The 13,775-nt window shown below is 60.4% G+C and carries 11 protein-coding genes and 1 tRNA gene; 6 read left to right on the forward strand and 6 right to left on the reverse strand.

Annotation, left to right across the window (positions count from 1 at the left end):
- Positions 1 to 12: 12 nt before the first annotated feature.
- A complete protein-coding gene (locus tag WCL58_RS08920; protein WP_336850931.1) occupies positions 13 to 1,719 on the reverse strand; it encodes a hemolysin in 1,707 nt (568 codons plus the stop codon).
- 703 nt (positions 1,720 to 2,422) lie between these two features.
- Between WCL58_RS08920 and WCL58_RS08925 the strand changes: the two genes are divergently transcribed.
- Positions 2,423 to 2,797: a cell envelope integrity TolA C-terminal domain-containing protein gene (locus WCL58_RS08925; protein ID WP_071883825.1), complete on the forward strand. Its 375-nt coding sequence runs from the start codon at positions 2,423 to 2,425 to the stop codon at positions 2,795 to 2,797.
- 181 nt (positions 2,798 to 2,978) lie between these two features.
- Here the strand turns inward: WCL58_RS08925 and WCL58_RS08930 are convergent, their stop codons facing one another.
- Both WCL58_RS08930 and WCL58_RS08935 read right to left on the reverse strand, forming a co-directional pair.
- The gene (locus WCL58_RS08930; protein WP_070914576.1) at positions 2,979 to 3,467 is read right to left on the reverse strand and encodes a GNAT family N-acetyltransferase; all 489 of its coding nucleotides are present in this window, start codon (positions 3,465 to 3,467) and stop codon (positions 2,979 to 2,981) included.
- 179 nt (positions 3,468 to 3,646) lie between these two features.
- Positions 3,647 to 4,567, reverse strand: a complete 921-nt coding sequence (locus WCL58_RS08935; protein ID WP_336850933.1) for an AraC family transcriptional regulator — start codon at positions 4,565 to 4,567, stop codon at positions 3,647 to 3,649.
- 105 nt (positions 4,568 to 4,672) lie between these two features.
- On the opposite strand from WCL58_RS08935, the gene WCL58_RS08940 reads away from it, so the two are divergent.
- The gene (locus WCL58_RS08940) at positions 4,673 to 5,506 is read left to right on the forward strand and encodes an oxidoreductase (RefSeq protein ID WP_336851046.1); all 834 of its coding nucleotides are present in this window, start codon (positions 4,673 to 4,675) and stop codon (positions 5,504 to 5,506) included.
- Between the two features lie 96 nt (positions 5,507 to 5,602).
- Here the strand turns inward: WCL58_RS08940 and WCL58_RS08945 are convergent.
- From WCL58_RS08945 to dpiA, 3 genes are all read right to left on the reverse strand, one after another.
- Positions 5,603 to 5,678: transfer RNA gene (locus WCL58_RS08945), tRNA-Asn, on the reverse strand.
- Positions 5,679 to 5,792: 114 nt separating this feature from the next.
- Positions 5,793 to 8,882, reverse strand: coding sequence for a beta-galactosidase (locus WCL58_RS08950; protein WP_336850934.1), 3,090 nt, complete (start codon positions 8,880 to 8,882; stop codon positions 5,793 to 5,795).
- 102 nt (positions 8,883 to 8,984) lie between these two features.
- Positions 8,985 to 9,671, reverse strand: a complete 687-nt coding sequence (gene dpiA, locus WCL58_RS08955; RefSeq protein WP_021505854.1) for a two-component response regulator DpiA — start codon at positions 9,669 to 9,671, stop codon at positions 8,985 to 8,987.
- A gap of 313 nt (positions 9,672 to 9,984) precedes the next feature.
- On the opposite strand from dpiA, the gene citC reads away from it, so the two are divergent.
- Genes citC through citF form a run of 4 tightly spaced genes read left to right on the forward strand, consistent with a single transcriptional unit; the run spans position 9,985 to position 13,772 of the window.
- Positions 9,985 to 11,055: a [citrate (pro-3S)-lyase] ligase gene (gene citC, locus WCL58_RS08960; RefSeq protein ID WP_004940809.1), complete on the forward strand. Its 1,071-nt coding sequence runs from the start codon at positions 9,985 to 9,987 to the stop codon at positions 11,053 to 11,055.
- A complete protein-coding gene (citD, locus tag WCL58_RS08965) occupies positions 11,055 to 11,363 on the forward strand; it encodes a citrate lyase acyl carrier protein (RefSeq protein WP_019452464.1) in 309 nt (102 codons plus the stop codon). Before citC ends, citD begins: the two co-directional genes overlap by 1 nt.
- Entirely contained in the window at positions 11,347 to 12,267 is a 921-nt protein-coding gene (citE, locus tag WCL58_RS08970; RefSeq protein WP_016927085.1) for a citrate (pro-3S)-lyase subunit beta, read from the forward strand. The genes citD and citE overlap by 17 nt, the downstream gene beginning before the upstream one ends.
- Positions 12,267 to 13,772, forward strand: a complete 1,506-nt coding sequence (gene citF, locus WCL58_RS08975; RefSeq protein ID WP_004940815.1) for a citrate lyase subunit alpha — start codon at positions 12,267 to 12,269, stop codon at positions 13,770 to 13,772. The genes citE and citF overlap by 1 nt, the downstream gene beginning before the upstream one ends.
- The last annotated feature ends 3 nt before the right edge of the window (positions 13,773 to 13,775 follow it).

Below are 13,775 nucleotides of genomic sequence, written 5' to 3' on the forward strand. Positions count from 1 at the left end.
GACGGGCTTCGCTTAGGCGGCCGCGAGCTCTTGCGGCGTAACGGTTTGCAAGCCGACGAGCTGAATGGCCGGCTGCTCCAGCGTGATGCCGAAGTCGCCTTGCGCCCAATTGTAGATATTGACGACGTGCTGATTGAGCGCGCTTTCACCCTGCATGAATATCGACAGATCCTGCGTATGGGTTTGCGCGTTGTAGTTCAGTGAGAAGCTGCTGTTTGAGCCTTCGGCGCCGAAGGCCAGCAGGTGGTTATCGATAGACAGGGAAGAGGCCTGTAAAAAGCCCAGCTCGAAGCTGTCGTCGATGTAGATATTGTGAGTCTGCTTTACGGGAATATTCAGCAGGCTGTTGGGGAAGGGCACATCGTTGGACAGCATGCTCAGGTTCACGCCGAGATAATCCTGCGGCGCGCTTTCACCCGGCGCAGTGGTATAGCCGTGCTCGAAGCGAATCTCGCTGGAGCCTTTGCCCAGGTTGACCTCCAGGCCGTTGGCCGGCGTCAGCACCCGATCGTTAAAGGTGACGTTATCCTTAAAGTCCGTCAGCTTTACCGCCTCGATGTTGTACAGCCCGTCCTTAAAGCCATACAGCCCGATGCCGTTTTTCTCGATCACCCCGCGCCCGCCATAGCTGCCCTGGGCGTCAAACTTCAGGTTTACCCCGTGCGACAGGCTGGAATAATCGACCGTATCATGGCCGCTGCCGCCGTCGATGACCGTCCAGCCGTAGTTGCCGGCGTTGTTTTGCCAGCCGCGCGGCACGCTGATGGTGTCGTCGCCGCTGCCGGTGTTAACGGCGATATTGCCGAACGCCAGCGTGAAATCGTCGTCATACAGCGTACCGACGCGGTACAGATTCGGCGTGGACAGCACGTCGGCAATGTCGTTGAAAATCGCCGAGCCGATATCCAGCTTGCCGGGAATGAGGCTGCCGCCGCCGGTCACGCTGCTGCCGTAGGATTCGGTGTAGAAATCACGCGCCGCTTCGGCGGCGAGGCGGATGGTCTCGTGGCCAATGCCGAGGGTGGTCAAATAGGTGGGCACTTCGCCCGCCAGCAGCGTTTCAACCACGTAGCTGAGGTTTTTCATCTGCATGGAGACCTGCGCCGCCGCAATCAAATCATAGGTGCCGCTTTCGACCTTAAAAGGCGAGGTGTCGTTGGTGGCCACCCATTCGGTAAAGAACGAGGTGTCGCCTAAATAAGAGAACAGCGTGGTGCCGGCCCAGGGTGAATAGTTGGGGGCGCCGGTCGAGGAGGCATCGGTGAACACCTCGGACGCCGCCGCTCCCGCGTCGATCAGGCCGACCTCGTGAATGTCCGGCACTTTGGCGCTGGTGGGCGGGGCATCCGGCAGCGGCGCGTTGGGATCGCTGCTCAGATCGACGCCAAACAGCGTCTTGGCGAAGTTCTTGGCGATGTTGTCGGAGGCATTCTGGATGCGCGTTTCCCAGTCATCGGGCACATGCCCGGTGCGCAGCTCATACTGCAGCTTGGTTTGGTCGCGAATGTAATGGGCAAACGCCCCCTGATTCGAGTTCACGCCATAGGCGCCTTTGATCCAGGTATACACCGCGATGTCCACGCCCTGAATAGGTTGATTGGCATGGTTGGGATCGGTGAGCGCATCGACGGAGGCGGCATACACGGCCGGCCAGTCGCCAGCTTTGGCGGCCTCCCAAATCGCTTGCAGTTTTTCTCGGTCGGTAATGACGTAAGCCATATAAACACTCCTTGTTGCTGAGAGATTGCTGTGAAATTCAACATGATGAATGGAAGCGCGCGATGGAATAAACCGAAACCCGTACAGCCAGAAACGCGCATGCCGCGAACCGCAGCGAACGATGGGCGGCAGGCGCCCATAGCGAAAGGATAGACGCAACTTGCCGAGTGCGAACAATTCGCTTATCGATTGTTTTTACAGGATTATTGCTGTAAATCGGCGGGTTAACCCGCGTATTGGCGCCAGGGAGGGATTTCCGTCAGCTGGGTTAGGAATCTTCTTAGATAAAAGAGTGGGTTTCGCTGGTGGGGGGGCCAAGCGTTGGCGTTATGGCGGTGATTGTGGTTGCCGCTTTGCGGATTCACACCGACGGCAACGCCGGGGGGCGGTTTCTCTCTGACGTTGCTGGGGCGTGGAATGGTGTGGGCGTGGAATGGGGTGGAAATGCTGGAGTGGGTAATCTGACAGTCGGCTTTTTGCCAGAAGCGGACGTATAAACTGCTTGTACTAATTATTAGGTAATAAATTGCGGTCTCTTCCCCGCTTCTACATATTCAGAAAGATCATTCGAAACATCTAGTTGATGTAGATAATTAGTGGTTGAAAGGTGCCAGGAATGACGGAAGAATAGGCCTATATTGCTGAGTTTAAATGGGTTGAGGGGCAAAAAGTGGGCTCGCCTGAAACAGTAAAGAAAATCGTTATGCTGGCCATTTTGGCTAGTCTTACTGCGGGTTGCGCACCGTTACATCCTTCCGGCTGTCATAAGACCACGGCAACGGGTAGTTGCAGTTCAGGACGTTGGGATGATCAGGATGAATGGGGCGTGCAAGCGAGGGCAATCAGGGCGGCAATAAATGCTGAACTTGATGAGCCGCAAAACTGGAAGGGGAAAAAATGCAGGTTGCATATTGAATTTGCTCAGGATGGCACGGCTTTAAACGTATCAACCAGCAATGGCAATACAGCCTATTGCGAAGCGATAAAGTCAGCAGCCCATAAAGCCAAATTTCCAGCCTTCAACAATCCAGAAGTCTATAGAGATTTTCAAAAATCGGGCTTCGATATGCGCGGTTAGCCCGATAATAGCCCTTTCAGTACCCGCTACTCGCTCAAAGCAGGCCCAATGACCACGTAGCCTGTCCGTTGCGTGCCAGAAACGGACATTGATGATGTGAAGATATATAGTGGTAGATTGCCTATCGATAGTTGATATTACCCGAGATTGTCTCCGAAAATTATGATTAACGGATTGCTGATCAGTCGGATCCTAGCAAAAGACTCATATCAAAACCAGTTATCCGAAAACCAAACTCTTTATATAATTTTAAAGCCCTTTGATTGTCCGGTGATACTCTGAGTTCCACCTCATATGCGCCCTGTTGAGTCAGCTCATTCAGGAATGCACGGATAAAATCCCGACCCATTCCCTTACCCTGAAATTCTGGGAGAAGCATTATATCTGACAAAAAGGCTGAGTTATCTTCCAGGCTGAACCACAGATATCCCGCAGCCTGACTGTCATGTTCATAAGTTCTAAAATGGTTATTTTGAGTATTGATACCCGCTGGCAAGGCTGCTTTAAATGATTTCGACGCCTCTATCTGGGCTTTTTTACGACTGTACCGATGATTTGCCATCAGGTCTTCAACATAGTCATTTAAAGAGAGGCTCCCCCAGAGGTCAAACTCGTCGTCATGCATGGGCCTATAAATTGATTTGGGGATTTTTGACTGTTTTGTTTTCAATTTACTGTCTCATTCTTAATAGCAACGTAACGCATACTTAGTACTACTCTACCGAATTATCCGCCGATTCAGCATGATAAAATTGTATCATATAGCGTTGTCCACGGAACGTAATTTTGCTGACGCAGAAGTCTGCATTTCGCTCATAGCGGACTATCGTTTGCCTGACCAAATAAGCCTCAGTGCGATGAAACAAATACCGAGGCAGGCTGCGCGGGCGGAATGGCGAAGTGATGCTGCATACGCTTTATCTCCTCTGCCGGTGGCAGGCCAAACAGACGCTTGAATTCGCGGTTAAATTGCGATGGGCTTTCATAGCCAACGGCGTAACTCGCGGCGGCGGCGGTGATTTGTTGGCGCACCATCAGCATCCGTGCCTGGTGCAGGCGTACCGATTTCACATACTGCATCGGCGGCATCTGCGTTATCGCCTTGAAATGGCTATGAAAGGTCGGCACGCTCATGCCGGCCCTCATCGCCAGCTGCGTCAGCGTTAACGGCTCCGCGTAAGCGGCATGGATGTGCTGCAACGCTTTACCGATTTTGCCAAACAGGCCCTGCAAGGCCAGCGCGGCACGCATTGCGTTGCCCTGTGCGCCTGTCAGCACGCGAAAATAAAGCTCACGCACCCGCGCCGGGCCGAGGATTGCCGCCTCAAGCGGGTTAGCCAGGACTTCAAGTAAGCGAAGTACGGCCATTTTTACCGCGCCGTCCATGGGGCTCGACATCATGCTTTGCGGCGCGACGGGAGGATGCGGGGCGCCATGCTGTTCAATCTGCAGCATCAGTTCCGCGGCAAGCTGAAAATCCAGATGCATATAAATCGCCAGCAGCGGATGTGCTGCCGACGCGTCGGTTTCCATCACAAATGGCACCGGCACCGAAACCGCCAGGTAGTGCTGCTCATCATATAAATAGGTCTGTTGACCGAAATAGCCGCGTTTGCTGCCCTGGCAGACGATCACGATCCCCGGATCGTAAAGCACCGGCGTTCTGGCAAGCGGGCGATCGGAGCGCAAAATTCGCACATCAGGCAGGGCAGTGAGGTTGTATCCCTCTTGCATCGCAAGTCTATTCATCAGGGCAATCATGTCGGACATCCCACCACCTCATAAAATCAGGCAAGAAAAAGAGAAGATACGGCCTAAAAATACGGCAGGGAAGAGAATACCATGCAACCTTCTTGGTTCATGGGAGTTCTTTTTATGGCATCTGCAAAAACGATTTTAATTACCGGTGTCAGCAGTGGCTTTGGTCAGGCGCTGGCGCGGGAAGCCCTCGCCGTAGGGCATCGGGTTGTAGGGACGGTGCGCAACAGCGAAGCACTGCAGGCTTTCGCCGTGCTCGATACGCAGCGGGCTTTTGGCTATCTGCTTGATGTCACGGACGTTGAGCGTATTGATGAGGTGGTTGGAGAGATAGAGTCCGCCGTCGGTCCGATAGATGTGCTGGTGAACAATGCCGGTTACGGCCATGAAGGCATTCTGGAAGAATCCCCGCTTGCAGAGCTGCGCCGCCAGTTTGACGTCAATGTGTTTGGCGCGGTGGCGATGATCAAAGCCGTGCTACCGGGCATGCGCCAGCGCCGTCGCGGCCACATTATCAATGTCACCTCAATGGGCAGCTTCATTACCTTGCCCGGTATCAGCTATTACTGCGGCAGCAAATTTGCACTGGAAGGGATATCAGAAACCTTAAGTAAAGAGCTTGCCCCGTTCAACCTACACGTGACCGCCGTGGCGCCGGGCTCGTTTCGGACGGACTGGGCCGGGCGTTCAATGGTACGTAGCCCTCGCTGTCTCCCGGACTATGACGCGTTATTTGAACCTGTTCGTCAGGCGCGTCAGGAAAAAAGCGGCAAGCAACTGGGCGATCCCGTGAAGGCGGCTCACGCCATGCTGGCATTGATCGAGAGCCGGAATCCACCCACGCATCTGTTGTTAGGCAGTGACGCATTAAGTTTGGTACGGCAAAAGCTCGAGGCGTTAGGCAAGGAAATTGAACAATGGGAGAAGCTTACCCGTTCAACGGATGGCTGAACGGTTTCGGGTAGGGAGAGTGCAGGGGATCATCGATGATGACCGCCCAACAGCAAAAAGCCCGCTCAGGTTTCCCTGAGCGGGCTTCTCTAAATATGGCTCCTCTGACTGGACTCGAACCAGTGACATACGGATTAACAGTCCGCCGTTCTACCGACTGAACTACAGAGGAATCGTTTGAACGGGGCGAATAATAGCGAGGCGCCGTCGGCATGTCAAAGGCGGATTACACATTCTGTGACTGTTTGCTTACAGAATGCGCAACCCGTTGAGTTTTTTGGCAGATTTAGCTCTCGGGCGCCCGCTGCAGGCGCAGCTGATAGCGGTAAACGCCGGCGGTGAGCAGGTAATCCCGGTGCACGCTCGGGCTCCAGGAATCGTCGCCGCCCACCCCCATGTGGAAGCCGTCCAGATGCAGCCAGGTGCCTGCTTCCGGCTGCAGCAGATGCTGGTGGCTGCAGGCCATCAGCTGTGGCAGGCCGTAGCGGCTGAGCGAGAAGTGGAAGCGGCCGTCGATGCGCCAGCCGCCGTAGCGCAGGCTGCGGGTGTCGCAGCGCAGGCCGTTCTCGCCGGGGAAAATATACGGCGTGTGCAGATCTGCCAGCGGCAGGCGCCAGCGCCCGTGCTGCGCGGCCAGGCGGCGATCCGGGTAGTTCTCGTGCGGGCCCAGGCCCAGCCATTCCGCCTGCGGTTGCACCGTTGCCAGTTGGCAGTGCAGGCCGATGCGCGCCGGCGGCGGCAGGGCGTCGGCCACCTCGACCTCCACGTTCACGCTCACCGCGCCCAGCGCATCGAACAGCCACTGTTTGCGGCTAAGCAGCAAAATCTGTCCGTCCACGCCGAACTGGTGTTCGCTCACCACCTGCACGCCGTTTTGCAACGCATCGGCCAGCAGCCGCGTACAGCGTTCCTCCAGCCGGTACAGGCCCGCTAGCTTCCAGCGTTCGGCCCAGGCGTTGGGATCGATATGGTCCGCCTCGCTGACGCCGATGTCGTTATCGATCGGCGCGCGCGCAAAGCCGTCGCGCAGCGGCGTCAGCAGCTGCGGCTGCTCATTCTGCCACCACTGCGTCAGATGGCCGCTGCTGCGCTCGAAGCGCCAGCGCTGGTCGCCGTGGGTGAGGGTCAGCCCCTGATCGTCTTCAATCAGCGTGGGCGGCACGCCCTGCGGCGGCGGCGGGGCGGGATGCAGCGCGCGCGGCACCCGCCACTGATCCCAGGCGCAGCGGTGGTGCGCTTCGGACCAGTCGGTGGCCTGCGGCTGCACCACCTCCACGTTCAGCCACAGCTCGCCGGGCTGGTGCAGCATCGGCAGGCGATCGAGCAGGGTGAAGCGAGCGCTGCCCTGCGGCGGCAGCGCCAGATCGAAGCTGCCGCTGGCGCGCTCCACGCCGTCCAGCTCCAGCCGCCAGTTGAGCTGCTCGTTGTCGGTGTGGCGGAACAGGTAATCGCTGGTGACGGTCAGCGTCAGCGCGGCGGCGTCGAAGGTGAAGCGGAACAGCTGCTGCGCCCGCTGCGCTTCGAACAGCGCCGGGTGCGGGGTGCGATCCGCGAACACCAGCCCGTTCAGGCAGAACTGGCGATCGTTGGGGGTATCGCCGAAGTCGCCGCCGTAGGCCCAGTACTCTTCGCCCTGGGCGTCGCGACTGATCAGCGCCTGATCGACCCAGTCCCAGACAAAGCCGCCCTGCAGGCGCGGATAGTGGTGGAACGCGCGCCAGTAACGCTCAAAGCCGCCGAAGCTGTTGCCCATCGCATGGGCGTATTCGCACAGGATCAGCGGCCGCTGTTCCTCCGGCAGGCCGATCCACTTGCCGATCGCCCATTTGGGCACCGCCGGGAACGGCTGATCCTGATCCACCCGCGCATACATCGGGCAGATGATGTCGGTAGCGGCGGTGTCGGCGCCGCCGCCTTCATATTGCACCGGGCGGGTCGGATCCTGGCTTTTCACCCAGCGGTACAGCGCATCGTGGTTCACGCCGTGGCCGGACTCGTTGCCCAGCGACCAGATAATGATGCAGGGGTGGTTGCGATCGCGCTGCACCATGCGGGTGACGCGCTCGCTCATCGCCGGCAGCCACAGCGGATCGTCAGCCAGGCGGTTCATCGGCTGCATGCCGTGGGTCTCGATATTGGCTTCGTCCACCACGTACAGCCCATAGCGGTCGCACAGCCGATACCACAGCGGGTGGTTGGGATAGTGCGAGCAGCGCACCGCGTTGAAGTTGTGCTGCTTCATCAGCAGGATGTCGTGGCGCATCGTCGCCTCGTCCATCACCTGGCCGTGGCGCGGATGATGCTCGTGGCGGTTAACGCCGCGGATCAGCAGCGGCTGCCCGTTGAGCTTCAGCAACCCGCCGCTGATGTCCACCTGGCGGAAGCCGACGTCATAGGCCTCCACCTCGATAATCTCCCCCTCAGGTGAGAGCAGGGCGACGGTGGCGCGATACAGCGCGGGCGTTTCGGCGCTCCACAGCGCCGGGCGTTCTACCGGCAGGCGCAGCGTGACGCGATCGTTATAGGCGCCGCGCTCGTCCACGATCTCGCTGCCGAGCGGCTGGGTGCGTTCGGCCACCCGTGCGCCATCGCGCCACAGCTGAACCTGCACCTGCAGCGGGCCGGGCCGGCTGGCGCGCGCCGTCACCACCAGTTCGCCGCGGGTAAAGCGGTCATGCAGCGGCGTGGTGATGCGCACATCGCTCAGGTGCGCGGCGGGTTTGTGCAGTAGGCTGACGTCGCGGAAGATGCCGCTCATGCGCCACATGTCCTGATCTTCGAGATAGCTGCCGTCGCACCAGCGCAGCACCATCACCGCCAGCCGGTTTTCTCCCGGCTGCAGCCACGGGCTGAGATCGAACTCCGCCGGCAGGCGGCTGTCCTGCGAATAGCCCACCCAGTGGCCGTTGCACCACAAATAGAACGCCGAGTTGACGCCGTCGAAGATGACGCGCGTCTGGCCGGCGGCCAGCCAGGCCGGATCGACGTTGAAGGTGCGCGAGTAGCAGCCGGTTGGGTTGTCTTCCGGCACGCGCGGCGGATCGACCGGGAATGGGTAGCGCACGTTGGTATAGATCGGCGCATCGTAGCCGGCGAGCTGCCAGTTGCCCGGCACCGCCAGCGGGGCTGCGTCCGGTAAATCCTGCTGCAGCCAGACTTCCGGCGCCGCCTCTGGGCGCGGGAAATAGCTGAAGCGCCACTCGCCGTTCAGCGACTTGCGGCTGGCGCTGGGGGCATCGTCGCGCGCGTCTTCCACCGTGCGCCAGCTGGCGAACGGCGGGTGGGCGTCCAGCCGGCGGGAGTGGGTGCAGGCCGGGTTTTGCCAGTCACGGCGGGCGAGGATCTCGGTCAGGGAAGCAAGGGGCGCAGCGGGCATCGGCGATCGTCCAGTCGGCTAGGTGATGTTCACCAAGATGCTGACCGGCGCATAAAAAGTAAAGCGGTTACACGCAACCTTGCAAGGGCGATCAAATAACCGTTAATGCGGTTCGCCGGCGCGGTAGATCCGCTGCGGGCGGCCGACCTTGCCGTAAATGATCTCGGCGCGCAGCTGCTGCGCGGCGGTGCAAAACTCCAGATAACGGCGCGCGGTGGTGCGGCTGAGCCCCATTTTTTGCGCAACGCTTTCAGCGGTGTGGCGCGCGGCGGGTTCGGCAAACAGCGCGCGGACCTTGCCTAGCGTCAGCTCGTCGATGCCGGCGGGCAGCGCCGCCTGCTGTTCGCCGCGGGCGTAGGTGTTGAACATCTCGTCGATGCGGCGCTGGTTGAGGCGCGCTTTGTCCTTCAGCGCTTCGCGGCGCTGGCTGAAGCGCTGCAGGGTCTGGCTCAGCCGGTCATAGGCCAGCGGTTTGATCAGGTAGTCGAACACGCCGTAACGCAACGCCTCGGCCACGGTGGCCATGTCGCTGGCGGCGGTGATGAACACGATGCCGCCGCGATACCCGCTCAGCGTCAGTTCGCGCAGCAGGGTGATGCCCTGGCCGTCGGGCAGAAAGTTGTCCAGCAGGATCAGGTCCGGCTTGAAGCGCTCGGTCATGGCGCGCGCCTGCGCCAGGGTGCCGGCCAGCCAAATCTGGCGGCAGCCGCCGTTCTGGCGGATAAACTCCGCGTGCATTTCCGCCAGCGGCGTTTCGTCTTCAACGATCAGGATGTTCAGCCATTCCATAATGAAACCTACTATTGCAATCAAGATGCTAAATGAATGTAAGTAAATTGCGGCGCTAAATAAAGATTATCTCAATAATAAACACCATAAGATTAATTAAGCAAATAAAGAACATTAAATAACTTATTAACCGGAATCGGTTTGTGAAATAGGTCAATAATCGGCGTTTTTTTTCTGTTTACCATTGATTTATCGAACGCGAGACGGCGTTTATCTTCATGGTTTTTAAGGTTTTAATTATCCTTGTTGATGTTAATTAAAATGTCTTTTTGTATTTAACTTGTTGTTTGTCAGTTAACCCAGAGAGCGTGTTATGTTAGGCGATGCCGTATTTAATCGGGTAAAGCGATCGGATCATAAAGCGATTTCGGAAATAAGCGCCTTCTTGCGCAGTAACGATCTGAATATCGACACCACGGTTGAGATATTTATTACCGTTACCCAGCACGACAAATTGGTCGCCTGCGGCGGCATCGCCGACAATATTATCAAATGCGTCGCCATCAGCCCGCTGATGCGCGGCGAAGGGTTGGCGCTGGCGCTGGCGACCGAGCTGGTGAACCTGGCCTACGAGCGCCACCACACTCAGCTGTTTATCTACACCAAGGTGCAGAACGAGCCGCTGTTCCGCCAGTGCGGTTTCTACCCGATCGCCACCGTGCCGGGCATCGTGGTGCTGATGGAAAACAGCCCGTGCCGCCTGAAGCGCTACGCCGCCCAGCTGGCGAGCCAGCGCCGGCCGGGCGACACCATCGGCAGCATCGTGATGAACGCCAACCCCTTCACCCGCGGGCATCAGTATCTGGTGCGTCAGGCGGCCAAACGCTGCGACTGGCTGCACCTGTTTTTAGTGAAGGAAAACACCTCGCGCTTCAGCTATGAAGACCGCCGCCGGCTGGTGCTGGCCGGCACCGCCGATATCCCCAACCTCACGGTACACGAAGGCTCGCAGTACGTGATCTCGCGCGCCACCTTCCCCTGTTACTTCATCAAGGATCAGGGCGTGGCCGATGACTGTTACACCGAAATCGATCTGAAGATCTTCCGCCAGTATCTGGCGCCCGCGCTGGGCATTACCCACCGCTTCGTCGGCAACGAGCCGTTCTGCGCGGTGACCGCGAAATATAACCGCGACATGCGCTACTGGCTGGAAACGCCGGCGCTGCCCAGCCCGCCGATCGCGCTGGTGGAAATCGAGCGTTTGCAATATCAGGGCACGGCGATCTCCGCTTCCTGGGTGCGCAAGCTGCTGGCGGCGGGGGACTTCCACGCCGCCGCGCCGCTGGTGCCGCCGGACACCCTGTACTACCTGCAGGATCTGCAAACGCAGCGCCGGGCCAAGGCGGCCCCGCATCCTTTTGAGTCCGCACAATCAGGTGAATGATGAAAATTATCCGAGAAGCAATGGCCGGCACGCTGGAATCCAGCGATGTCATGGTGCGCATCGCGCCCGCCGAGGGGCCGCAGCACGATCTGTTGATCGCCAGCAGCGTGGAAAAACAGTTCGGCGCGGCGATCCGCCACACCCTGCTGGAGGTGCTGCAGCGCTATGAGGTGGAGCCGGTGCAGGTGATCGTCGACGACAAGGGGGCGCTGGACTGCGTGCTGCGCGCCCGGCTGGAAACCGCGCTGATGCGCGCCTGCGAGGGCGGCCAGCTGCCGTGGGAGGCGAAAGATGAAAACGCTGAATAAAACCCGGCTGCGCCGCAGCATGTTGTTCGTCCCCGGCGCCAACGCGGCGATGGTCAGCAACGCCTTTATCTACCAGGCCGATGCGCTGATGTTCGATCTGGAAGACTCGGTGATCCTGCGTGAAAAAGACGCGGCGCGCCGGCTGGTGTACCACGCGCTGCAGCACCCGCTGTACCAGGAGGTGGAAACCATCGTGCGCGTCAATGCGCTCGACTCCGCCTACGGCCTGGCAGACCTGCAGGCGGTGGTGCGCGGCGGCGCGGACATCGTGCGCCTGCCGAAGACCGACAGCGCGCAGGACGTTGTCGACATGGAGCGCGAGATTGCCGCCATCGAAGCGGCCTGCGGCCGGCCGGTCGGCAGCACCGGGCTGCTGGCGGCGATCGAATCGGCGCAGGGCATCACCAACGCGGTGGCGATCGCGCACGCTTCGCCGCGGCTTATCGGCATCGCGCTGGGGGCGGAAGACTACGTGCGCAACCTGCGCACCGAACGCTCGCCGGAGGGCATCGAGCTGCTGTTCGCCCGTTGTTCGCTGCTGCAGGCGGCGCGCGCCGCTGGCATTCAGGCGTTCGACACCGTCTATTCCGACGCCAATAACGAGGCCGGCTTCCTGCAGGAAGCGGCGCTGATCAAACAGCTCGGCTTCGACGGCAAATCGCTGATCAACCCGCGCCAGATTGAGCTGCTGCACAACCTGTACGCGCCGACCGCCAAAGAGGTGGCGCACGCGCAGCGGGTGGTGGACGCCGCCGAAGCGGCGGAGCGGGAAGGGCGCGGCGTGGTGTCGCTCAACGGAAAAATGGTCGACAGCCCGGTGATTGAACGCGCCCGGCTGGTGCTGGAGCGCGCCGCGCTGTCCGGCTTACGGGAAGAACCGGCGCAGCACGGGGAGGAAGCATGATGAACCGCCAACAACGATTGATGACCTTCGCCAACCCGGCGGATCTGCCGGGCTATCAGGACGTGTCCAAAGCCAATCTGCAGGCGCGCAAACCGCGCGATCTCAAGCTGTGCGACTCCTTGCAGGAAGCGGTGCGCCGCAGCGGGCTGCAGGACGGCATGACCATTTCCTTCCACCATGCGTTTCGCGGTGGCGATTTGACGCTCAATCAGGTGATGGAGACGCTGGCGGCGATGGGGTTCCGCAACCTGACGCTGGCGTCCAGCTCGCTGACCGACTGCCATGCGCCGCTGGTTGAGCATATCCGCCACGGTGTGGTGAGCCGCATTTACACCTCCGGGCTGCGCGGCCCGCTGGCGGACGCGGTTTCGCGCGGCCTGCTGGCGGAGCCGGTGCAAATTCACTCGCACGGCGGCCGGGTCAACCTGATCGAATCCGGCGAGCTGAAGATAGACGTGGCCTTCCTCGGCGTGCCGGCCTGCGATGAGTTCGGCAACGCCAACGGTTACAGCGGTGAAGCCTGCTGCGGCTCGCTCGGCTATGCGCGGGTGGACGCCGAGGCGGCGGGCACCGTGGTGCTGTTGACCGAGCAGCTGGTGCCGTATCCGCATCATCCCGCCAGCCTGGCGCAGGATCGGGTGGATCTGATCGTGCAGCTGGAGCGGGTGGGTGACGCCGACAAGATCGGCGCTGACGCCACGCGCATGACCTCGAACCCGCGCGAGCTGCTGATCGCCCGCCGCGCCGCCGAGGTGATCGCCGGTTCCGGCTACTTCACCGAAGGCTTCTCGCTGCAAACCGGCACCGGCGGCGCCTCGCTGGCGGTGACCCGGTTCCTGGAGGACAAGATGCGCGCCCGCGGCATTCGCGCCGCGTTCGCCCTCGGCGGCATCACCTCGACCATGGTGGATCTGCACGAGAAAGGGCTGATCGGCAAGCTGCTGGACGTGCAGAGCTTCGATCGGGCGGCGGCGACCTCGCTGGCGCGCAACCCGCGCCATATCGAAATCAGCGCCAACCAGTACGCCAACTTCAGCTCCAAGGGCGCCTCTGTTGATCGGCTCGACGTGGTGGTGCTGAGCGCGCTGGAAATCGACACCGGCTTCAACGTTAACGTGCTGACCGGCTCCGACGGCGTGCTGCGCGGCGCGTCCGGTGGCCACTGTGACACCGCCGCCGCCGCGCGGCTGGCGATCATCGTTGCGCCGTTGGTGCGCGGGCGCATCCCGACGCTGGTGGAGCAGGTGACTACCTGCGTCACGCCGGGCTCCAGCATCGACATTCTGGTGACCGACCACGGCATCGCCGTCAACCCGGCGCGGCCGGAGCTGGCGCAGCGTCTGCGGGAGGCCGGCCTCGAGGTGGTGAGCATCGACTGGCTGCGCGCCCGTGCGCTGCAGCTGACCGGCGAACCGCAGCCGATCGCCTTTACCGACAAGGTGGTGGCGGTGGTGCGCTACCGCGACGGCTCGGTGATCGACGTGGTGCATCAGGTGGCGGAGTAAGCG

Origin of the sequence: Serratia sp. TMDUHS_CL, from assembly GCF_037137105.1 — a bacterium.
Lineage (GTDB): Bacteria > Pseudomonadota > Gammaproteobacteria > Enterobacterales > Enterobacteriaceae > Serratia > Serratia nevei.